Genomic DNA, 20,081 nt, shown 5'->3' with positions numbered 1-20,081 from the left:
ACACACGTCCAGACCCGCACAGATCCGTACATACCCGTAGAGAAAAGAGGAACCCGTCATGGCCAGTGTGGAAACCGCCCTCAAGGAAGCGACCACCGTCATCGACGGCGCCCTGGGCGCCGCCCTCGTCGACTACGACAGCGGCATGGCCCTCGGCACCGTCGGCGGCGGCAAGGACCTCGACCTCTCCGTGGCCGCGGCCGGCAACACGGACGTGGTCCGCGCCAAGGTCCGCACCATGGAGATGCTCGGACTGAAGGACGAGATCGAGGACATCCTGATCACCCTCGGCGGCCAGTACCACCTGATCCGGCTGCTGAAGGGCCGGGGGAGCAAGGGCTTCTTCCTCTACCTCGCGCTCGACCGCGGCCGGGCCAACCTGGCCATGGCCCGGCACCAGCTCAAGAAGATCGAGAACGAGCTCGAAGTGTGATCGAACGTTCGGTCGGTCACCGACGCCGAGGTGGCGGGCGGCTTAAATCTTTGCCGTCCGTCCCGGCCGACCGCCGCATATGTCCAGGATGGGGGGACTTTATCATCCCGTAACCGAGTAGGATGCTCTCACCTACCTGATCATCCAAAGAGTTTGCACGCTGGAGAACCTGCACCCCATGCCCCCGCGCCTGAGCATCGTCGTCCCCGTCTACAACGTCGAGCTCTATCTCGACGAGTGCCTGGAGTCCATTGCCGCCCAGACGTTCGCCGACTTCGAGTGCATCCTGGTCGACGACGGTTCCACGGACAACAGCGCCGCCATTGCCAAGGCCTTCGCCGCGCGGGACAAGCGCTTCCGGGTGGTCATGCAGGAGAACGCCGGCCTCGGCGCCGCCCGCAACGTCGGCGCCCGCCACCTCTCCGAAGGCACCGAGTACCTGGCGTTCGTCGACAGCGACGACACCATGCCCGACTACGCCTACGAGCGCCTGATCGCCGCCCTCGACGAGACCGGCTCCGACTTCGCCGGAGGCAACGTCCAGCGCTTCCGCTCCGTCGGCATGCAGCAGTCCTGGGGCCACCGCGCCGCCTTCGCCAAGACGCAGCTGAAGACCCACATCTCGAAGTTCCCCGCGCTGGTCACCGACCGCACCGCCTGGAACAAGGTCTACCGCCGCAGCTTCTGGGACGAGCACGGCTTCCAGTACCCCGAGGGCATCCTCTACGAGGACGCCCCCGTCAGCATCCCCGCGCACTACTTCGCCTCGAGCGTCGACATCCTCAGCGAGTGCGTCTACCACTGGCGCGTCCGCGAGACCGGCGAGCGCTCGATCACCCAGCGCTCCACCGACCCGGTCTCCGTGATCGACCGCGTCACCTCCATCCGCCTGGTCCGCGAGGCCCTCCAGGGCAAGCAGGGCGCCAAGTACGTCCGCTACCTGCGCGACTACGACTACAACGTGCTGAGCGAGGAGCTCCCGCTCATCTACAAGTACGTCGAGGAGGGCGGCCCCGAGTTCCGCGCCGCGTTCGTCAAGGAGGTCGGAGGCCTGATCCGCGAGATCGGGACCGAGCCCTGGTCCGGCCTGACCGTCGCCGACCGCCTCAAGGCGTTCCTCGCCAGCGAGGGCCGCGTCGAGGAGTTCATCGCGCTCAACAACCACCAGCGCGACTACTCCTACAGCGTGCCGGTCAAGGGACTGGCCCGCCCCCAGGCCGACTACCCCTTCCTGCAGGGCCGCCCGCCGGTCCCCGCCAAGCTCCTCACCCTCGGCAACCGCGAGCGCCGCGTCGTCAGCCGCCTGGAGCAGGCCGTCTGGAGCGACGGCAAGCTGCTGCTGCGCGGCTACGCCATCCCCGGCCACCTCGGCGCCGAGAGCCGTCTCGCCTCCCGCAAGATGCTGATCTTCCGCGAGGGCGGCAAGCGCCGCCGCACGGTCGTCAGCACCCGTACGGTCGCCTCTCCGATGGCCACCGCGAACGTCGCGCACCTGGCCCTGCGCCACGCCGACTGGGCCGGTTTCACCGCCGTCGTCGACCCCACCGTCTTCCAGTCCGGCGGCACCTGGCGCGACGGCATATGGACCACCTCGGTCGCCGTCACCGGCGCCGGCGGCCTGCACCGCGCCCGCCTCAAGGGCGGCGAGTCCGACAGCGGCCAGAACCCGCCGGCCCACTGGGTCGCCCCCGACGTCCGCATCCTGCCGAACGCCCAGGGCGCCCTCACCATCCAGGTCGAGGTCGTCCGCGCCCGCGCCCTGGACGCCCGCCCGGCCGGCGACGACGCCGTCGAGATCAGCGGCGAGCTCGCCGCGGCCCTCGGCACCGACGCCACCCTGCGCCTGGAGCACGTCTCCACCGGCACCGTGCTCACCCTCCCGATCGAGACCGCCGGCGGCGCCGACCGGATCCCCTTCACCGCCCGCGTGCCGCTCGCCGACCTGGCCGCCGTGCCGGACGCCGAGACCGCGCCCGGCGCCTGGGCCCCCGAGCCGTGGAGCGTCAGCGTCACCGCCGCCGACGGCACCGAGCACCGCCTGGCCTACGACGAGCGCGGCGGCTTCACCGGCCTGGTCGTGCCGCTGCCGGGCGACACCCCCGGCCGCACCCTCTACGTCAAGCGGGGCAACACCGGGCACCTGACCCTGTCCGTGCAGCCCTCGCCGCCGCTGGTCGACTCGGTCTCGGCGCAGGACGGCACCGTCACCCTGCGCGGCCGCTTCACCGCCCCCACCGACGAGCCGTACGAGCTGGTCTTCCACGACGCCAACGGCATGGAGTTCAGCTACCCCGTCACCCGGGACGGCGACACCTTCGAGGCCTCCTTCGAGCCCATGTGGCCCGAGCCCTTCGCCGGCCGCACCACCATCCCGAGCGGCCGCTGGTGGCCCACCCTGCGCCCCGTCTCCCAGGGCGGCACCACCGCCGGCCTGCTCGGGGTCGAGCGCGGCGCCCCGGTGCAGTTCGCCCCCGGCGCCCTGCACGCCGGTCCCGCCGCCCTCACCGTCCAGGGCCGCCGGATGCGGGTCGAGGCCCGCTTCTACGACCGCATGGCGCTCGTCGCCGACCCGATGCTCAGCCCCCACGACCGCTCCCGGTACGCCCAGCGCGTCCTGCGCTTCGAGACGTACCCGGCGCGCCGTGCCCTGCCGGTCAAGGACATCGTCGTCTACGACGTGCACCAGGGTCTGGGCGGCGGCGACTCGCCCCGCGCCATCCACGAGGAGCTGGTGCGCCGCGGCGAGAAGCTCGACCACGTCTGGCTCGTCCGCGACGGCCGCACCGAGGTCCCCTCGACGGCCCGCGCCGTGCAGTACGACAGCGCCGAGTGCTGGGACGTCCTGGCCCGCGCCCGCTACTACGTCGTGAACGACAGCGTGCCGCGGCACTTCCTGCGCCGCTCCGGCCAGGTCGTCGTCCAGACCTGGCACGGTACGCCGATCAAGGAGATCGGCCACGACTTCATCCACGACTACTACACGAGCCCGGACGTCCTCGACGGGCTGGAGCACGACAGCGCCCAGTGGACGCTGCTGGCCTCCCCGAGCTCGTACGCCACGCCCATCCTCAAGCGCGCCCTCGGCTACCAGGGCGAGGTCATCGAGTCCGGCGCCCCGCGCGCCGACGCCCTCGTCCGGCCCGACGCCAAGCGGATCGCCGAGGTCAAGCGGCGGCTCGGCCTGCCCGAGGACAAGAAGGTCGTCCTGTACATGCCGACCTGGCGGGAGAACCGCGAGGGCTTCTCCGGCGGCTACAAGCTCGACCTGCAGATCGACCTGGACGCCGCCCGCCGCGAGCTCGGCGAGGACCACGTCCTGCTCGTCCGCGGCCACCACAAGGTGAACGAGCAGGTCCGCGACCGCGTCCGCGACGGCTTCGTCATCGACGTGAACCGCTGGCCCGACCCGACGGACCTGCTGCTCGTCGCCGACGTGCTCATCACGGACTACTCGGCCGTGATGTTCGACTTCGCGCTCACCGACCGGCCGATCCTGCTCTTCACGTACGACCTGAAGCACTACCGGACCACGCTGCGCGCCCTCAACTTCGACCTGGAGGAGAAGGCGCCCGGCCCGCTGCTGGCGGACTCGGCGAGCCTGATCGAGGCCGTCCGCAACGCCGACGCGCTCGGGGACCAGTACAAGGACGCGCGGGCCGCGTTCCGCGCCGAGTTCTGCGACCTGGACGACGGCCGCGCCGCCGAGCGCGTCGTCGACCGGATGCTGGAGCAGGGTGCCAAGCCCAAGGCGTAAGCCATAGGAGTGCATTCCAGGCGCACCTGAGACCGGCCCCGGGCCCACCGATGAATTTCGGGCCCGGGGCCGGTCTGTAGTGGAAAGCGGTGCGGCCCCGCCGTCGGGGCCGCGTGCGACCCACCCCGCCTGGAGGGCAGTCATGAGCAGCACCGGTTTCACCACGTGCCTGTGGTTCGACGGCGTCGCAGAGGACGCCGCCGCGTACTACGTGTCCGTGTTCAAGGACGGCCGGATCGGCCGGACCGCCCGCTACACCGACGCGGGCCCCGGCCCGGCCGGCGAGGTGATGGTCGTCGAGTTCGAGATCAACGGGCAGAAGTTCGTCGGCCTCAACGGCGGCCCCCAGTTCACCTTCAACGAGTCGATCTCCTTCCAGATCCACTGCGAGGACGAGGCCGAGGCCGACTACTACTACGACGCGCTGACCAAGGACGGCGGCGAGGAGTCCGCCTGCGGCTGGGTGAAGGACAGGTTCGGGGTGTCCTGGCAGGTCGTCCCGCCCGGCGCGATCGACCTGGTCACCGACCCCGACCCGGGGCGGGCCGCCCGGGCCACCGCGGCGATGATGAAGATGAAGAAGCTGGACGTGGCGGAGATGCGCCGGGCCGCCGACGCCGCGGGCTGAGGGCCCGGGCGGAAGCCCCGGCCCAGGAGCAGGCCGGCCAGCCCGGCCAGTCGGCCTGCCCGCCCTGCCCGGCCCGGACGGCTCGGACGGCCCGGATCCGGTCTCAGCCGGCGATCCGGGCCAGCAGCTTCGGCAGCGCCGTCCCGATCGGCTCGCGGATCACCTCTTCGGCGAGGGCGTCGTACGGGGTCTCCTCCGCGTTCACGATGATCAGCCGGGCCCCCGCCTCGGCGGCCATCCCGGCCAGCGAGGCGGCGGGCTGCACCTGCAGCGTCGATCCGACGGCGATGAAGACGTGGCAGCCCTTGGCGATGGCCACGGCCTGGGCCAGCACCTCGGGGTCGAGGTGCTGGCCGAACATCACGGTCGCGGACTTCAGGATCCCGCCGCAGGACAGGCAGGCGGGATCCGGCTCCCCGGCCGCGATCCGGTCCAGGGCCTCGTCCATCCCCGTCCGCGCCCCGCACGCCGTGCACACCACGGCCCGCGCGGTGCCGTGCAGCTCCAGCACCTTGCGCTCCGGCACCCCGGCGAGCTGGTGCAGCCCGTCCACGTTCTGCGTGATCACGCGCACCGGCACGCCGCTGCGCTCCAGCTCGGCCACGGCCAGATGCGCGGCATTCGGCCGCGCCCCCAGCGCCCCGAGCTCGGCACGCATCCGCCAGGAGCGGCGCCGGATCTCCGGATCGGCCATGTAGTACTCGTACGTCACGAGCTTCTCGGCGTCGGGCTCCCGGCGCCACAACCCCTGCGGCCCCCGGTAGTCCGGAATCCCGGAGTCGGTGGACATCCCGGCCCCACTGAACACTGCGACAAGCGGCTTACCCATGCCCCGACCCTACGGAGCGCCGGCGGGGGACCGCGACCGGATTTGCGGCTCCCGCGGACGGGGGCGGAGAGCCGTTCCTGCGGTGAATCCCGCCCTCCACAGGAGTGAGATCCGGCCCCCACCCCTGTCCGCGACCCCGCCCGGCGGTTACACATCCCGCATGGACATCACGCCGTACCGCCTCGGCGCCGTGCTGCTGACCCTGCTCGTGCTGCCGGCCCCGACCACCGCCTTCGCCGATCCGGCCCCGGTGCCCGCCCGCCACCGGCACAGCGCGGAAGAGATCAGCGCCTTCCTCACCTCCTTCTACGGCCATCACGGCCCCTCCGAGCACGACCGCGAGCAGAAGGTGTCGCAGCAGCTCAAGGACAGACAGGGGCAGAGCCGGTACGTGGACGTGCTGCTCTGCGCCCGCAGCGACGCGCGGGACGGCGCCCGCCGTGAGCCGCAGGACATCGTCATCGGCCCGGTGACGGTGGCCCAGTCCGCCAAGGTGGGCTGGGCCACCGTCACCACCCACTGGAGCTCGGAGGTGACCGACACGTTCACGGCCTACGTTCGCCTCGACTCCCGCCCGATCAAGATCGACGATGTGATCTGCGCCGGGTGAGATCCGGAGCGCAGGTCTCCCGACTCGGCTGCCCGCGCGCCCCGTTGGGGCTTCGCCGGTGCGTTCCCCGGGCGCCTGCGGTTCCCTCGGCGCGTCTGGTACAACACCGGACATGACGGGATTCGAGATCGGCGGTGCGAGCGCCGCGGACATGGAACTGATGCGCACCTGGGCCGACGAGGAGGGCTGGAACCCGGGCGACTCCGACCGGTTCGCGTTCGCGGTCGCCGATCCGGCCGGCTTCCTCGTCGGCAGGATCGACGGCGAGCCGGTGGCCTGCATCTCCGCCGTGCGGTACGGCTCCGGCTTCGGGTTCATCGGCTTCTACATCGCCCGCCCCGCCTTCCGCGGCCAGGGGTACGGGATCCAGCTCTGGCACGCGGGGATGAAGCGCCTCGACGGGCGGCTGGTGGGCCTCGACGGCGTCGTCGACCAGCAGGACAACTACCGCAAGTCGGGGTTCCGTTCGGCGTGGAACAACGTCCGCCACGAGGGCCGCCCGCGGCGCGAAGACGGGGTGGCGGACGGCGGGGTGGAGGTGGTCGATGCCGCCACGCTGCCCTTCGGGCTGCTGGCCGCGTACGACCGCCGGTTCTTCCCCGAGGCCCGCGACGCCTTCCTGTCGGCCTGGACCGCCCTGCCCGGCCGTACCGCGCTCGCCGCCGTGCGCGACGGGCGGATCGAGGGGCTCGGGGTGGTCCGGCCGTGCAGCGGGGCCTCCCGGATCGGCCCGCTGTACGCGGACGGCCCGCAGATCGCCGCCGCCCTGCTGCACCGGCTCGCCGAGCACACCCCGGACGGCGTGGTCGCGGTGGACGTGCCCGACGCCAATCCGGTGGCCACCGCCCTGCTGGCCGACCTGGGGCTGGTCCCGACCTTCGAGGCGGCCCGCATGTACACCGGGCCGGCCCCGCAGCTGGAGCTGTCCGGGCTGTACGGGGTCACCAGTCTCGAACTGGGCTGAGGGGCAACGGTCGAGGGCGCCCGGGGTCCGGGCGGCGGTTGCACGGCGCCGCCCGGTCCCCCCCGGCCCACGTACCCGGTCAGAACCGGAAGAGCGCGCCGCTCGCGTGCCGCAGGCCGCACGGGTTGGCGAAGGTGTAGGAGTAGCTGAGGCGGCGGCCCTGCCAGACGCCGTCGGCGGTCACCGTCATCGGGTTCCACTCCCGGGTGCAGTCGACGCCCGGCCCGGGTTCGGCGCTCGCGTCCAGCCGCGTCGCGTGCGCCCGCAGGTCGGCGCAGGCCGCCGCCGGGGACGGGTGCGTGCCGCCAGGGGCGGGCGCACAGACCAGGGTGACCGCGCGCATCACCCGGTCCTGCGCCGGGTTCTCCCCGGCGGTGATGCTGAGGACGATCGCGGAGGGCGCGTACAGGCTTTCCGTGCCGGCCGGCGCGGCGTCGGCGGCTCCCGGCCAGGCCAGCGCGCTGAGCGCGGTGAGCGTCATGGCGGCGGAACCGAGACCGAGACTCCGTGCGATGGACCGCATTTCGAACTCCCTTGAGTGGTTGCTTCGGATAGCGGACAGGAGTCTTGCCGAACGAAGCCGTGAACGCCCGTTCGGACCGTGATTTTCCGTCACCGTTCGTGAGTGGATGTATGCAGTCCGCAGTGGGGTGGGTGCAGCTGACCTGTGCCGGAGCGCTGCCGCGAATCGGCCGAACACACGCGCTGAAACCTTTGCCGCAGCCCCGCGAAGGGCCGGTGACGCGCCGGGACGGGCCCTTATTGGGTGGCGTGGGCGTGCGGGGCGTACAGGTCGAGCAGCCGGGTGCGGGTCTGCTGCAGGCGCAGCGCGAGGACGCGCCCGACCCAGTGCCCGATGGCCGAGCCGAAGGCCGGGTCGGCGTCCATGAGCATCCGTACGGCGCTCGCGTCGAACTCGTAGCTGCGCACCGGGGTCATGGCCTCCGCGCTCAGCTGCCACACGTACGGCGGGAACAGCCAGGACCAGCCCACCAGCTCACCCGTGCCGAGGTTCTCGACGGGAGCCGGACGCCGCCGGCCCGGCACCGGGAGCTGGAGGGTCACCGTGCCGGAGCGGACGATCCAGAAGGACTCCGCCGGGGAGCCCTCGTCGAAGATGCGGGCGCCCTCGGGGAAGTTGACCTCGCGGGCCCGGTCCATCAGCCGGGCGCGGTGCTCCGCGGACAGGACGGCGGCGATGCGGACGGGGGAAGGTGTGCTCACGACGGCCTCCGATCACGGCCCCCCGCTACCGTCCAGTGTGGCCGACCCCGCGCGAATCCGGGTGAGGCCGCGCGCGCCGGCCCGGCCGCGTCCGCATGACCGCATGACCGGATTGCCGCATGACCGGATTGCCGCATGACGGAATGCCGCATTGCCGCCGGTCAGTCCTCGGCATTGGCCTCCAGACAGGCCAGCTCCATCGCGTCGAGGACCGCCTCGTGGCTGCGCCGGCTCAGCTCGGCCACGTTCTCGATCTGGGCCGTGGCCCAGGCGGCCAGCGTCATCACCAGCACCCGCAGCCCGTCCGTGCCGTGCTCCGCGAGGATCGCGTCGGCGACGAGCATCGCGTCCTCGGGCACCCGCTCCGGCGGCTCCAGGCCGGCGAGGCCCCGCAGCATGACGAGGGTGCGTCGGGAGATCTCCGGCGTCATCCTCGCCAGCCGCAGGTCTTCTTCTTCGTCCATCCGCCCCGCCCTCCGGTTCCTCGCCTGTCCCCTGAGGGCACGGTAGAGGCCGGCGGACGCGCGCGGGGCCGTTTCGCCGGGCCGGCTCCGCGGAACGCGCCCGTACCCGTGGGTTCCCTACCGCCCGACCGGCCGGTAACTTGGCCGCCGCAGTCGCCCGGATCGGGCGGCCCGACCCGGCGGGAGACCGATGAAGAGCCTCGTGCGCGCGGCGGTGGCGGCCGCCCTCCTGCTGCTGGCGGGCGCCCCGTCGGCGTCGGCCGCGCCCTCGACCGCCCCGGCGGCCGTCTCCTATGCCCCCGCCGCCGCGGCGGAGAGCTGGACCCCGCCGCTGTCCACCCGGGGCCGCTGGATCGTCGACGCGAACGGCAACCGGTTCCGCCTGCGCTCCGGCAACTGGGACGGTGCCCAGGGCTCCTGGACCGGATCCGGCGACCGCAACGACCCCGCCACCCACCACGCCGGCCAGGACTCCCACGGCATCCCCCTCGGCCTGGACCGGGTTGCGCTGCCCACCCTCCTCGCCGACTTCCGGGCCCTCGGCCTCAACAGCATCAGGCTGCCCTTCTCCAACGAGATGCTCCGCAGCACCGTCCCCGTCCCGGACGCGGCCGTCGCCGCCAACCCGGAGCTGCGCGGCCGGAGCCCGCTCCAGGTCTACGACGCGGTCGTGGCCGCGCTCACCGACGGCGGCTTCGCCGTCATCCTCAACAACCACACCGTCACCACCCGCTGGTGCTGCGGCCTCGACGGCAACGAACGGTGGAACAGCGGCCGTTCCACGGCCCAGTGGGCCGACGACTGGGTGTTCCTGGCCCGCCGCTACCGCGGCAACCCGCGCGTGGTCGGCGCCGACCTGTACAACGAGGTCCGCCGCGACACCTTCGACGACCCCAACTGGGGCCTCGGGGACGGCCACGACTGGCAGGCCGCCGCCCAGGAGGCCGCCGACCGCATCCTCACCGAGGCCAACCCGGACCTGCTGATCGTCGTCGAGGGCATCAACTGGACCGGCATCCCGGCCGACGGCCTCCCGCACGGCCGCCCCGTCCTCACCCCGGTCCGCGCCCTCTCCCACACCCTCGTGGTCTCGCACAAGCTCGTCTACTCGGCCCACTTCTACGGGTACACCGGCCCCCGGCACAGCGGCGCCACCGGCATCGGCGAGACCCACGACCCGCGCTACCAGGACCTGACCCGCGCCGAACTCGAACAGGTCCTGTACGACCAGGCCCTGTTCGTCGCGGCCGAGCCGGGTACGCACTTCACCGCACCCGTCTGGATCAGCGAGTTCGGCATCGGCGCCGACGAGGGAGCCGCCCGCCCGCGGGCCTGGTTCGAGAACTTGACCGCCCAGCTGGCCGCCGCCGACGCCGACTTCGCGTACTGGCCGCTCGTCGGCTGGAGCGCCACCGCCCAGGGCGCGCCCGGCGGCGACACCTGGGCCCTGCTCCGCTACGACGCCGCCGGCCGCCGCTCCGGCGTCCTCGACGCGGCCGACTGGCGCACCCCGCAGTGGACCGGCCTCGCCGCAGCCGCCGGGCGCACCGGGCCCGTGCCCGCCACCCCGTCCTCGTACCAGCTGAGCACCGACCACCGCGACCACAACGCCTCGCTGCTCACCCGGGCCGGCGGCGACTGGGACAGCGGAGCCCGCAAGGCGGTCTGCCCCGACGGCGCCCGCCTGGCCGGCCTCTCGCACACCGGCGGCCGCGGCCTGTGCACCGACGCGGACCTGCGGGCCGCGGCGGGCGGCCCCACCGTGGTCCGCGACGAGGCGTACGTCCCGCCCGGCGGCGACTGGGCCACCGGGTACACCAAGCTCCAGTGTCCGCAAGGCGCGTTCCTGATCGGCTACAGCCTGCGCGGCGAGCGGGTCTCGGCGGCCCTGTGCGCCCCGGCCCGCACGGCCCTGCCCGCGGCCGCCGGCCGCACCGTCTGGTTCGACCGGGGCGACGGCCGCCCGCAGGGCGCCACCGGCGGCGACTTCGCGTACGGCCACTACAAGGGCCAGTGCACGGCGGGCGAATACGCGGCGGGCATCGCCTTCACCACCCGCTTCGCCACCCGCCCGTCCCCAGCGGCCCTGCTCTGCCGGCCTCTGCGGGCCGACTGACCGCGGGCCGGCCCCGGGTCGGAAACGGTCCGGCCGGCGGCGCCCGGTGTGACGGCCGGCAGGCAATGGAGGTCGGGTCGAGAGCGGAGCCACCTCCAAACGGGCATCGCCCGTGCCGACACCCAGGGGGTCGTCGATCTCCCTGCCCCGCGGGCTCCGGGGCCGCTCAAGGTTGCGGGAGAACGATCCGGACTTCACCCTGCTGGATGCCCTGCCCTGCCCTGCCCTGCCCGGCCGTGCCCGCGACATCACACCGGCCGGCCGGCCGGGAGCCGTCCGCGGGACGGCGGTGGTCGGCGGGTTTCGCATGCATAACGCCAAGTGCGGTGAACGGGTGCGCGAATCGTCCTAGGGTGCCCGTACGCAGGGCCGGGGGCGGCGTACGGCCGGTGCCCGGCCACCGATGCACCGCGCACACTGGGGGGTTCATGCGCAGATCCACAGGGGCCGCGGCCACGCTCGCCCTGTCCTCGTCCCTGGCCCTGGTCGCGGCCGGAGCGGGTCTCGGCCTCGGCCTCGGGCTCGGACTCGCAGGGCCGGCGGCGGCCGTCACGCCGCCGGTGGCCTTCACCGCCGACCCGCTGCCGACCTGGCAGCCCAACGGGGTCGTCTGGGCGCTGGCCGAGGCGGGCGGCACCGTCTTCGCCGGCGGCACCTTCTCCGCCGTACGGCCCCCCGAAGGCTCCGGCGGCACCGAGCGGACCGCGGTGAACTTCGCCGCACTGGACGCCGCGACCGGCGCCCCGACCTCCTGCACGCTCTCCTTCACCGTCGGCAGCGGCACCGCCACCGTCCGGGCCCTCGCCGTCTCGCCCGACAAGAAGACCCTGTACGCGGGCGGCTACTTCGGCGCCGTCAACGGCACCCCGGTCTCCAGCCTCGCCGCCGTCGACGTCGCGACCTGCACCGTGAAGCCCTCCTTCCGGCCGGCGTTCGCCGCTACCGTCCGGGCCCTGGCCGTCACCGGCGACACCGTCTACGCGGGCGGCGACTTCCTGACCGTCGACGGCCAGCCGCGCCGCCGCTTCGCCGCCGTCGCCGCGTCCGACGGGGCCCTGAAGCCCTTCCGGGCCGACGCCGACGAGTCCGGCCGCGCCGTCGAGCTCACCCCCGACGGCGCCCACCTCGCCCTCGGCGGCGACTTCTTCACCGTCAACGGCACCGACACCCACGCCCTGGCCATGGTCGACGCCGCCACCGGCGCGATCGCCAAGGCATACCCGGGCTTCATCCAGACCAACTCCGTCGTCAAGGACCTCGCAGCCGACGCGAACGGCATCTACACCGCCAACGAGGGCACCGGCGGCGGCGTCTTCGACGGCCGGATCGCCCTGCACCCCACCGACTTCACCCAGCGCTGGCGCGACACCTGCCTCGGCGCCACCCAAGCCGTCCTGCCGTACCGGGACGTGCTCTACAGCGCCTCCCACGCCCACGACTGCTCCAGCGTCGGCGAGTTCCCCGACGGCCAGCGCCACCACCTGCTCGCCCAGCCGACGTCCGGCACCGGCAAGCTCGGCTGGGCCCCCGACACCGACGACGGCATCGGCGAGGGCATCGGCCCGCGCGTGATGACCGTCGGCTCCGGGAGCGGCGTCCCGTACCTCTGGGTCGGCGGCGAGTTCACCACCGTCAACGGCGCCGCGCAGCAGAGCCTGACCCGCTTCGCGTCCACCGGCGACACCGGCGCGCCCACCGCCCCGCTCGCGAGCGCGGCGAGCTTCCGGCCCGGCGAGGTCCAGGTCCGCTGGCGCACCGGCCTCGACCTGGACGACAGCACGCTGACCTACCGCGTCTACCGGGGCGGCGCGGCCGCGCCCGTCGCCACGGTCACCGCCGACTCGCTGTTCTTCCGGCGCCCGCAGGCCTCCTGGACCGACACCGCCGTCACGGCCGGCCAGACGTACACGTACCGGGTGACCGCGACCGACGCGGCCGGCAACACCAGCGCCCCGTCGGCGCCCGTGAGCGTCACCGTCCCGAGCTCGCCCGAGGCCTACGCCGGCCAGGTCCGCGCCGACGGCGCCCAGCTCTACTGGCGCTACGACGACACCGTCCTGCCGTACGCCGCCGACTCCTCGGCCGGCGGCAACCAGAACGGGGTCCACCTGAACGCCCCGGCCCTGCGCCAGACGCCCGCCGCGGTCACCGGGGCGAGCACCGCCATCGGCTTCAACGGCACCGACACCCAGGTGTACGGGGACCGGCGCCAGACGGTCGGCAGCAGCTACTCCCTCGAGACCTGGTTCAGGACCGACACCACCCGCGGCGGCAAGCTCTTCGGCTTCGGCAGCAACCAGTCCCGCGGCAGCAACCAGTACGACAAGCACCTGTACATGACCAACGACGGGCGCCTGGTCTTCGGCGTCTACACCGGGGCCACCCGCACCGTCACCACCGCCGCCGGCTACAACGACAACAGGTGGCACCACGCCGTCGCCACCCAGGGCCCGGGCGGCATGGCCCTGTACGTCGACGGCGTCCGCAAGGGCTCCCTCGACGTCACCACGCACGAGAACTACTCCGGCTACTGGCACGCGGGCGGCGACAGCCTCGGCGGCTGGCCGGACCGCCCGACCAGCGAGTACTGGGCGGGCCGGCTCGACGAGACCGCCGTCTACCCCACCGTCCTGAGCGCGGCGCAGGTCCAGAACCACTACGTCCTCGCCACCGCCCCCGCCGACTCGGTCGTCCGGGTCACGGCCGCCGAGGACACCTACGCCAACGCGGGCGCCCCCGACGGCAACTTCGGCGCCTCGGGCTCCCTCGCCGTCCGCGGCACCCCGCTGTACACGAGCTACCTGCGCTTCGACCTGCCCGCCGCGCCCGCGGGCACCGTACTGAAGTCGGCCGCGCTCAGCGTGAAGACCAGCACCATGAGCGGAGCCGGCACGGCCGATACGGTCTCGGTCGTCCCCGTCACCGGTGCCTGGACGGAAGGGGCCGTCACCTACAACAACCGGCCCGCGCTCGCGCCCTCCGCGATCGGCAGCTACCCGGGCGTCCCGGACGGCTCGGGGGTCCACACCACCGCACTGTCCACGCCCGCCGTCGCGGCCGCCCTCGGCACCGGCTACGGCCTCGCCCTCACCGGCAGCGGGACGGACGCCCTGTGGCTGTGGTCCTCCGAGGCGCAGGCCAACGAGGGCACGCCGCAGCTCACCCTCACCTTCGGCCCCCCGTAGCCGGTCCCCGCAGCCGCTCCGGCGCCGTCAGCGGTCCGCCGTCACGGCAGCGCGTACGTCAGGACGTAGTCGACGGACGTGTCACCGTGGCGGGACTCGAACCCGCCGGAGCCGGAGAGCCCGGCCAGCTCGCCCGTCCCCGACCCGGGGACGACCTCGAAGGTGCACCGGGTGCCGCCGGCGTCGAACGTGCCGCGCTGCTCCAGCGCGAACGAGCCCGTACGGCCGTCGACGGCACCCGACAGCAGCTCCACACCGGTGTACGAGCCGACGCTCTCCCCGGTGTAGGTGATGGTGTAGGCGCAGGACGTCGAGGGGGCCTCGATCCCGCCGGTGAAGGAGTTCACCACCGTGGAGCGGGCGAGCCGCGGGGTGGAGTCGGCCGGGCCGACCGGCTGCTCCTCCCAGTCGGCGAACGTGAAACGGCCCGTGGTGCGGATGGACACGGCAAAGCCTCCCGAGGGGCAGGGTGTCGGGGCGGGCCTGTCCCGCCCCGGTACGGGAACCAGCCTGTCCGGGATACCTGCCACCTGCTGTCAGGTATCCCGGACGGGGCGGGAACAATGGCCGGCATGCGTGCCGACCGCCTCCTGTCCCTGCTCCTGCTGCTGCAGAACCGCGGCCGGATGACCGCACCGGAGCTCGCCGCCGAGCTGGAGGTCTCCGTCCGCACCGTCTACCGCGACATCGAGGCTCTCGGCGCCTCCGGCATCCCCGTCCACGCCGACCGCGGACCGGCGGGCGGCTACCGCCTGATGGACGGCTACCGCACCCGCCTCACCGGCCTCACCGACACCCAGGCCGACTCCCTCTTCCTCGCCGGTACGCCCGGCCCCGCCCGCGATCTCGGCCTCGGCGCCGATCTCGCCGCCGCCCAGCTCAAGCTGCAGGCCGCGCTGCCCGCCGCACTCGCCGACCGGGCCCGGCGGCTCCAGGGCCGCTTCCACCTCGACGCCACCGCCTGGTTCCGGGATGCCGACCCCGTCCCGCACCTCGCGCAGATCGCCCAGGCCGTCTGGGACCAGCGAATCCTCGTCGCCGCCTACCGGCGCTGGAACGGCGAGGAGCGCACCGGGCGCACCCTGCACCCGCTCGGCCTGGTCCTCAAGGGAGGCATCTGGTACCTCGTGGCCCGGCCCGCGGACGGATCAGCCGGGGTGTCCGCGGACGGGCCTGCCGACGGGCCGGGCGAGACTCCCGTACGGACCTACCGCGTCTCCCGGTTCCTGGTCGTGGACACCGCACCCGGGACCTTCGTACGCCCCCACGGGTTCGCCCTCGCCGCGTACTGGGAGCAGTCCGCCCGGCGGCTGGACGACGCCCTGCGCCACCAGACCGCCGTCGTACGCCTCTCCCCGCGCGGCCTGCGGCTCCTGCCGATGCAGTTCGGCGCGGCCGGGAGCCGGGCCCTCGCCGAGGCCGGGCCCGCCGGCGCCGACGGCTGGACCACGGTCCGCCTGACCGTGGAGGTGCAGTCCGTCGCCGTCGGTGACCTGCTCCGCCTCGGCCCCGAGGCCGAGGTGCTCTCCCCGCCCGAACTGCGCCGGGCCCTCGCCGAGACGGTCGCGGTTCTCGCAGAGCGATACAAGGGAACCGCTCAGTAGCGTCCCGACTACCCTGGCGCCATGACGATGCAGAAGACCGTTCATGTGAGTGTTGAGGCGATGCTCGAGGACCTCAGGACACTCGTGGAAGTCGAGTCTCCGTCGCGTGACCTCGACGCGCTGACGGCATCGGCCAAAGTGGTGGCCGGGGTGCTCGAGAGCCGGCTCGGCGGGCAGGCCGTCCTCATCGACAGCGAGGCCGGGCCGCACGTCCACTGGTCGGGCGGGGGCGATCCCAAGGTGCTGATCCTCGGCCACCACGACACGGTCTTCCCGCTCGGCACCCTCGAACGCCGCCCGTTCGCGGTCGAGAACGGGCACGCGACCGGCCCCGGCGTCTTCGACATGCTCGGCGGACTGGTCCAGGCCGTCCACGGCGTGGCCGCCCTGGAGGACCGGTCGGGCGTGGAGATCCTCGTGACCGCCGACGAGGAGGTCGGCTCCCACTCCTCCCGCGCCCTCATCGAGGAGCGGGCCCTCGCCTGCGGCGCCGTCCTCGTCTTCGAGGGCGCCGCCGACGGCGGTGCGCTGAAGACCGGCCGCAAGGGCTGCGGCACCTTCCAGGTCTCCATCACCGGCCTGGCCTCCCACGCGGGCCTGGAGCCCGCGGCCGGGATCAACGCCCTGATCGAGGCGGCGCACCAGGTCCTGGACATCGCGGCGCTCGGCCGGCCCGAGATCGGCACGACCGTCACCCCCACCGTCGCGTCGGCCGGCACCCTGGACAACGTCGTCCCCGCGGAGGCGGTCGTCGTCGTGGACGTCCGGGTCGAGACGGACGAGGAGAAGGACCGCATCGAAGCCGCGTTCGCGGCCCTGGCCCCGCATCTGGACGGCGCGAGGATCGAGGTCCACGGAGCCGTCGGCCGACCCCCGATGCCCGAGTCGGCATCGGCCGAGCTGTTCGCGGTGGCGAAGAAGCTGCAGCCCGGACTGGAGGGCACGGCCGTCGGCGGCGGCAGCGACGGCAACTTCACGGCCGCGCTGGGCGTGCCCACGCTGGACGGCCTCGGCGCGGTCGGCGGCGGCGCCCACGCCGACCACGAGTACCTGGTCGTCGACACCATGGCGGAGCGCGCCGCCCTGGTGGCCGGTCTGGTGACGGCGATCCGCGCGTAGCCGGCCGGCGGCGGGTCAGCGCGGCGGTTCCACCTCCAGGAAGCGGCGCCGGCGCGGGCCCCGGTAGAGCAGGCAGACCCAGCCCAGCGCCTCCAGCGCGGCCGCGCAGGCCGCGAGGCGTTCCTGCTCCTCCCGGGCAGCGCCGCTGCCGGGCGGGCCGAGCCAGGCCACCTCGGCCCGGGGGGCGGCCGGCTCCGGCCCGGCCGAGACCCGGTAGCCGGTCCGGGTGGGCCGGCCCTCCCCGTCCACCGCCGACGGGGGCAGGCCCGCGGCCTCCAGGGCCAGGGCCACCGCCCGCGGCAGCTGCCGCAGCTCCCACCGCGCGGGAACCCCCTCGCCCGCCCCGCCGTTCACCAGACGGCGGATCTGCAGCAGCCCCTCGTACGCCGTGCGCACCTCGCGAGTCCGCTCCGCCGTGGCCGGCACGGGCGGGCCGTCGCCGGTCGCGGGCTCGAAGCCCCCTCCGGGCGCCGTCATCGGCCACCGCCTTCCCGGGCTCCACAGGGGACTTGAGTACGTCACGGCCAACGGCCTGAGTATCCGCCCCCATTCCCGGCCGGGCCCCCGCTGCTCGAATGGGGCCATGACCTCCGACGCCCCGCGCGGCCCGCACCGCCGCCCCTTGCACGACCGCCCGCGCATGCAGCACGTGGCCACCGCCGGCTCGGCCCTGGCCGTGGCGCTGCTCCCGGTCGTGGTCGGCGTCCTGGTGGCCAAGGGCATGGCCACCGACCCGCACGCCCCGGTGAACGCCTTCATCACGGGCGGAGGGCAGCGGGCGGGCCTGCCGCGGGCCGAGTGGCGGCGCCGCGGCCACACCACCCTGCGGCGGCTGCGCACGGTCCGGCGCAGCACCGTACGGCGCTGCGCCGCGGTCCGCGGGCGGCGCCCCGGCACCCCCTGACCCCGGTCAGCGGCCGTACTCGCGTACGCACAGGTCCACGATCGACGGCGGCACGGTGCTCTCGGCGGCGGAGCACAGCTCGTCCATGCGGGGCTCGGGCGCCTGGACCGGGGGCTGCCGGTGCTTGCTGCGGGGCGGCGAGGGCTGGGGCGCGTGGGCCCGCCGGGGCGGGGCGACCGGCTTCCCGGTCCGCGCGGCGGGCGGCCGCGCCGCCTCGGCCGGCGCGTTCCTCGGCTGCGGGGCGGCCTGCGGAGCCCGCGGCTGCCGCTGCAACTGCGGTTGCGGCTGCGGTGGGGAAGGCGGGGGAGACGGCGAGGGCGAGGGCCGGGAGGCAGGCGCCGACGGGTCCTGCAGGCCCTGTGGGTCCTGCGGGTCCCGCGGGTCCGCCAAGGGGGTGGCCGCCGGGGCCGGCGAGGGGGACAGTCCGCGGGAGGCTGCCGTCGCCCCGGCGGGCGGCAGGGGCGGCGTCCCGGACGTGCGCGCCGGAGCAGGATCCGGAGCCGGGTCCGGGTCGACGGAGACACAGCCGGTGCTCGCGAGCAGTGCGACGAGGGACAGGGGCAGGGCCCGGCGTAGCTGCATCCGTCCACGATGCCCGACCGCCGGGCCGCGGGGGCCCACGCGCTCACGCGTCCGGGTGACGGGACGCCCGGCCCCGCCCGAACGGCGAAACCATTGCTCCGGACGGGAATCTCCGTAGGCTGCCGTGGAACGGGAACGGCAGTGCGGTTCCGAGGGAGGCGCGACCCCCGGCACACCGCACTGCCCGCCCTCCTGCCCGACCCAGCCACGGAGCCCCGCCCATGCCCCGACCCGCCGCGCCCGACGATCCCATACCCGCCCCCGCCTCCGCCCCCGCCGCCTCCGCCCCCGCCCCCGCCGCCTCCGACGCCGCTGCCTCCGCCCCCGCCGCCTCCGACGCGGCGGCCGCCTCCGGCCCCGTGTCCTCCGTGCCCGCCTCCCCGGCGCCCGACCGCGCGGGCCGGCGGGCCTGGGGTGCGGTGCTCGCCGTGGCTCTGGGGATCTTCTGCCTGATCACCTCCGAGCTGCTGCCCGTCGGACTGCTTACCCCCGTCGGGGACACGTTCGGCGTGTCCGACGGGACCGCCGGGCTCATGGTCACGGTGCCCGGGCTCGTCGCCGGCTGCTGCGCCCCGCTCGTCACCGTCGGCGCCGGCCGGCGGGACCGGCGGCTCGTGCTGTGCGGGCTCATCGCCCTGATGGCCGCCGCCAACCTCGCCGCCGCCCTGGCCCCGGACTTCGCCGTGGTGCTCGCCGCCCGCCTCCTCGTCGGGATCAGCGTGGGCGGCTTCTGGGCCCTGGCCGGCGGGATCGCGGTACGGCTCGTCCCCGAGCGGCACGTCGGCCGGGCCACCGCCCTCGTCTTCGGCGGCGTCCCCACCGCGTCCGTCCTCGGGGTCCCGGCCGGCACCCTGCTCGGCGAGCTCGACGGGCTCGGCGGCTGGCGCGCCGCTTTCGGCGCGGTCGGCGTCCTCGGCCTCGTCGCGCTGACCGCCCTGCTCCTGCTGCTGCCCCCGCTGCCGCCGTCCCGGCACGTCGCCTTCCGCGAACTGCCCGTCCTGCTGCGCGGCAACCGCGCCGTCCGCGCCGGAGTGGCCGTCACCTTCCTCGTCGTGACCGGGCAGTTCGCCGCCTACACGTTCGTCCGGCCCGTCCTCCAGGACGTCTCCGGCATCGACGCCGCCTATGTGAGCACCCTGCTCCTCGGCTACGGGGCGGCCGGCGTCGCCGGGAACTTCCTCGCCGGGCCGCGCGACGCCTACCGGACCCTGCTCGCCGTCAGCACCGTGCTCACCGTCGTCCTCGCGCTGATCGCCACCCTGCAGGGCGCGGTCGCCGGGACCGTGCTGCTGCTCGCCTGGGGCCTGGTCTACGGCGGCGTCTCCGTCAGCCTCCAGCGCTGGATGCTCAAGGCCGCCCCGGCGGCCGCCGAGGCTGCGACCTCGCTGATGGTGGCCATGTTCAACCTGGCCATCGCGGCGGGCGCCCTGGCCGGCGGCGCCGCCGTCGACCGCGTCGGGCCCGCGGCCGCCCCGCTCACCGGTGCGGCCCTGATGCTGCTGGGCGCCGTCACCGTCACCCTCACCGTGACCGTACGGGCCGGGGCATCCGGGGCATCCGGGACGGAGGCGGCCACCCCGGCCGCGGACTGCCAGAGCGCCCGACAGCCCGGACGGATCGGGCACTTCGGACAGCAGGCTTGACCCGGACCGTGCCGGGCGGCAA

18 protein-coding genes are annotated in these 20,081 nt (G+C 74.3%); 11 read left to right on the top strand and 7 right to left on the bottom strand.

Features of this window, described 5'->3' with window-relative positions:
• Window positions 1-58: 58 nt before the first annotated feature.
• From AB0F11_RS13305 to AB0F11_RS13295, 3 genes are all read left to right on the top strand, one after another.
• Window positions 59-433, top strand: coding sequence for a hypothetical protein (locus AB0F11_RS13305; RefSeq protein WP_362171820.1), 375 nt, complete (start codon window positions 59-61; stop codon window positions 431-433).
• Between the two features lie 178 nt (window positions 434-611).
• Window positions 612-4,187 (top strand): bifunctional glycosyltransferase family 2 protein/CDP-glycerol:glycerophosphate glycerophosphotransferase, encoded by a 3,576-nt coding sequence (locus tag AB0F11_RS13300; RefSeq protein ID WP_362171817.1) that lies wholly within the window; start codon window positions 612-614, stop codon window positions 4,185-4,187.
• 142 nt (window positions 4,188-4,329) lie between these two features.
• The gene (locus tag AB0F11_RS13295; protein WP_362171814.1) at window positions 4,330-4,815 is read left to right on the top strand and encodes a VOC family protein; all 486 of its coding nucleotides are present in this window, start codon (window positions 4,330-4,332) and stop codon (window positions 4,813-4,815) included.
• Window positions 4,816-4,918: 103 nt separating this feature from the next.
• On the opposite strand, the gene AB0F11_RS13290 is transcribed toward AB0F11_RS13295, so the two are convergent.
• On the bottom strand, window positions 4,919-5,644 hold the full coding sequence (locus AB0F11_RS13290) for a Sir2 family NAD-dependent protein deacetylase (protein ID WP_362171811.1): 726 nt from the start codon (window positions 5,642-5,644) through the stop codon (window positions 4,919-4,921).
• Between the two features lie 160 nt (window positions 5,645-5,804).
• On the opposite strand from AB0F11_RS13290, the gene AB0F11_RS13285 reads away from it, so the two are divergent.
• Both AB0F11_RS13285 and AB0F11_RS13280 read left to right on the top strand, forming a co-directional pair.
• Window positions 5,805-6,254, top strand: a complete 450-nt coding sequence (locus AB0F11_RS13285) for a hypothetical protein (protein WP_362171809.1) — start codon at window positions 5,805-5,807, stop codon at window positions 6,252-6,254.
• A gap of 112 nt (window positions 6,255-6,366) precedes the next feature.
• A complete protein-coding gene (locus AB0F11_RS13280) occupies window positions 6,367-7,218 on the top strand; it encodes a GNAT family N-acetyltransferase (RefSeq protein ID WP_362171806.1) in 852 nt (283 codons plus the stop codon).
• A 79-nt stretch (window positions 7,219-7,297) separates the two neighbouring features.
• On the opposite strand, the gene AB0F11_RS13275 is transcribed toward AB0F11_RS13280, so the two are convergent.
• The 3 genes from AB0F11_RS13275 to AB0F11_RS13265 form a co-directional block, all read right to left on the bottom strand.
• On the bottom strand, window positions 7,298-7,741 hold the full coding sequence (locus tag AB0F11_RS13275; RefSeq protein WP_362171803.1) for a subtilase-type protease inhibitor: 444 nt from the start codon (window positions 7,739-7,741) through the stop codon (window positions 7,298-7,300).
• Window positions 7,742-7,977: 236 nt separating this feature from the next.
• On the bottom strand, window positions 7,978-8,442 hold the full coding sequence (locus AB0F11_RS13270; protein WP_362171800.1) for a cyclic nucleotide-binding domain-containing protein: 465 nt from the start codon (window positions 8,440-8,442) through the stop codon (window positions 7,978-7,980).
• Between the two features lie 161 nt (window positions 8,443-8,603).
• Window positions 8,604-8,906, bottom strand: a complete 303-nt coding sequence (locus tag AB0F11_RS13265) for a hypothetical protein (RefSeq protein WP_362171797.1) — start codon at window positions 8,904-8,906, stop codon at window positions 8,604-8,606.
• A 190-nt stretch (window positions 8,907-9,096) separates the two neighbouring features.
• On the opposite strand from AB0F11_RS13265, the gene AB0F11_RS13260 reads away from it, so the two are divergent.
• Together AB0F11_RS13260 and AB0F11_RS13255 are read left to right on the top strand one after the other, a co-directional pair.
• A complete protein-coding gene (locus AB0F11_RS13260) occupies window positions 9,097-11,022 on the top strand; it encodes a cellulase family glycosylhydrolase (protein WP_362171794.1) in 1,926 nt (641 codons plus the stop codon).
• A 428-nt stretch (window positions 11,023-11,450) separates the two neighbouring features.
• Window positions 11,451-14,207, top strand: coding sequence for a DNRLRE domain-containing protein (locus tag AB0F11_RS13255; protein ID WP_362171791.1), 2,757 nt, complete (start codon window positions 11,451-11,453; stop codon window positions 14,205-14,207).
• Window positions 14,208-14,248: 41 nt separating this feature from the next.
• Here AB0F11_RS13255 and AB0F11_RS13250 read toward each other — a convergent pair whose 3' ends face one another.
• Window positions 14,249-14,653, bottom strand: a complete 405-nt coding sequence (locus AB0F11_RS13250) for a DUF3224 domain-containing protein (RefSeq protein ID WP_362171788.1) — start codon at window positions 14,651-14,653, stop codon at window positions 14,249-14,251.
• Between the two features lie 126 nt (window positions 14,654-14,779).
• On the opposite strand from AB0F11_RS13250, the gene AB0F11_RS13245 reads away from it, so the two are divergent.
• Entirely contained in the window at window positions 14,780-15,811 is a 1,032-nt protein-coding gene (locus tag AB0F11_RS13245) for a transcriptional regulator (protein ID WP_362171785.1), read from the top strand.
• A 21-nt stretch (window positions 15,812-15,832) separates the two neighbouring features.
• On the top strand, window positions 15,833-16,930 hold the full coding sequence (locus tag AB0F11_RS13240; RefSeq protein WP_362171782.1) for a M20 family metallopeptidase: 1,098 nt from the start codon (window positions 15,833-15,835) through the stop codon (window positions 16,928-16,930).
• A gap of 15 nt (window positions 16,931-16,945) precedes the next feature.
• Here the strand turns inward: AB0F11_RS13240 and AB0F11_RS13235 are convergent, their stop codons facing one another.
• On the bottom strand, window positions 16,946-17,407 hold the full coding sequence (locus AB0F11_RS13235) for a hypothetical protein (RefSeq protein ID WP_362171779.1): 462 nt from the start codon (window positions 17,405-17,407) through the stop codon (window positions 16,946-16,948).
• Between the two features lie 106 nt (window positions 17,408-17,513).
• Between AB0F11_RS13235 and AB0F11_RS13230 the strand changes: the two genes are divergently transcribed.
• Window positions 17,514-17,834: a hypothetical protein gene (locus tag AB0F11_RS13230; RefSeq protein WP_362171777.1), complete on the top strand. Its 321-nt coding sequence runs from the start codon at window positions 17,514-17,516 to the stop codon at window positions 17,832-17,834.
• Between the two features lie 6 nt (window positions 17,835-17,840).
• Here AB0F11_RS13230 and AB0F11_RS13225 read toward each other — a convergent pair whose 3' ends face one another.
• Window positions 17,841-18,416, bottom strand: coding sequence for a hypothetical protein (locus AB0F11_RS13225; RefSeq protein WP_362171774.1), 576 nt, complete (start codon window positions 18,414-18,416; stop codon window positions 17,841-17,843).
• 221 nt (window positions 18,417-18,637) lie between these two features.
• Here AB0F11_RS13225 and AB0F11_RS13220 point away from each other — a divergent pair, with 221 nt between their 5' ends.
• Window positions 18,638-20,059 carry an MFS transporter gene (locus tag AB0F11_RS13220; protein ID WP_362171771.1) on the top strand — a complete coding sequence of 474 codons (1,422 nt, stop codon included), beginning with the start codon at window positions 18,638-18,640 and terminating at the stop codon, window positions 20,057-20,059.
• Window positions 20,060-20,081 lie beyond the last annotated feature (22 nt).

The sequence above is a fragment of the Streptomyces sp. NPDC032472 genome, assembly GCF_040636955.1.
Classification (GTDB): domain Bacteria; phylum Actinomycetota; class Actinomycetes; order Streptomycetales; family Streptomycetaceae; genus Streptomyces.
Note: the sequence above shows the minus strand (reverse complement) of the source record. Positions and strands in the feature narration are given on the sequence as shown.

Excerpts from the sequence above, each read along its gene's own strand:
- AB0F11_RS13245 (WP_362171785.1), top strand. The coding sequence starts at position 14,780 with ATGCGTGCCGACCGCCTCCTGTCCCTGCTCCTGCTGCTGCAGAACCGC.
- AB0F11_RS13230 (WP_362171777.1), top strand. The coding sequence starts at position 17,514 with ATGACCTCCGACGCCCCGCGCGGCCCGCACCGCCGCCCCTTGCACGAC.
- AB0F11_RS13295 (WP_362171814.1), top strand. The coding sequence starts at position 4,330 with ATGAGCAGCACCGGTTTCACCACGTGCCTGTGGTTCGACGGCGTCGCA.
- AB0F11_RS13280 (WP_362171806.1), top strand. The coding sequence starts at position 6,367 with ATGACGGGATTCGAGATCGGCGGTGCGAGCGCCGCGGACATGGAACTG.
- AB0F11_RS13225 (WP_362171774.1), bottom strand. The coding sequence starts at position 18,416 with ATGCAGCTACGCCGGGCCCTGCCCCTGTCCCTCGTCGCACTGCTCGCG.
- AB0F11_RS13305 (WP_362171820.1), top strand. The coding sequence starts at position 59 with ATGGCCAGTGTGGAAACCGCCCTCAAGGAAGCGACCACCGTCATCGAC.
- AB0F11_RS13255 (WP_362171791.1), top strand. The coding sequence starts at position 11,451 with ATGCGCAGATCCACAGGGGCCGCGGCCACGCTCGCCCTGTCCTCGTCC.
- AB0F11_RS13240 (WP_362171782.1), top strand. The coding sequence starts at position 15,833 with ATGACGATGCAGAAGACCGTTCATGTGAGTGTTGAGGCGATGCTCGAG.
- AB0F11_RS13290 (WP_362171811.1), bottom strand. The coding sequence starts at position 5,644 with ATGGGTAAGCCGCTTGTCGCAGTGTTCAGTGGGGCCGGGATGTCCACC.
- AB0F11_RS13300 (WP_362171817.1), top strand. The coding sequence starts at position 612 with ATGCCCCCGCGCCTGAGCATCGTCGTCCCCGTCTACAACGTCGAGCTC.
- AB0F11_RS13220 (WP_362171771.1), top strand. The coding sequence starts at position 18,638 with ATGCCCCGACCCGCCGCGCCCGACGATCCCATACCCGCCCCCGCCTCC.
- AB0F11_RS13235 (WP_362171779.1), bottom strand. The coding sequence starts at position 17,407 with ATGACGGCGCCCGGAGGGGGCTTCGAGCCCGCGACCGGCGACGGCCCG.
- AB0F11_RS13260 (WP_362171794.1), top strand. The coding sequence starts at position 9,097 with ATGAAGAGCCTCGTGCGCGCGGCGGTGGCGGCCGCCCTCCTGCTGCTG.
- AB0F11_RS13265 (WP_362171797.1), bottom strand. The coding sequence starts at position 8,906 with ATGGACGAAGAAGAAGACCTGCGGCTGGCGAGGATGACGCCGGAGATC.
- AB0F11_RS13285 (WP_362171809.1), top strand. The coding sequence starts at position 5,805 with ATGGACATCACGCCGTACCGCCTCGGCGCCGTGCTGCTGACCCTGCTC.
- AB0F11_RS13275 (WP_362171803.1), bottom strand. The coding sequence starts at position 7,741 with ATGCGGTCCATCGCACGGAGTCTCGGTCTCGGTTCCGCCGCCATGACG.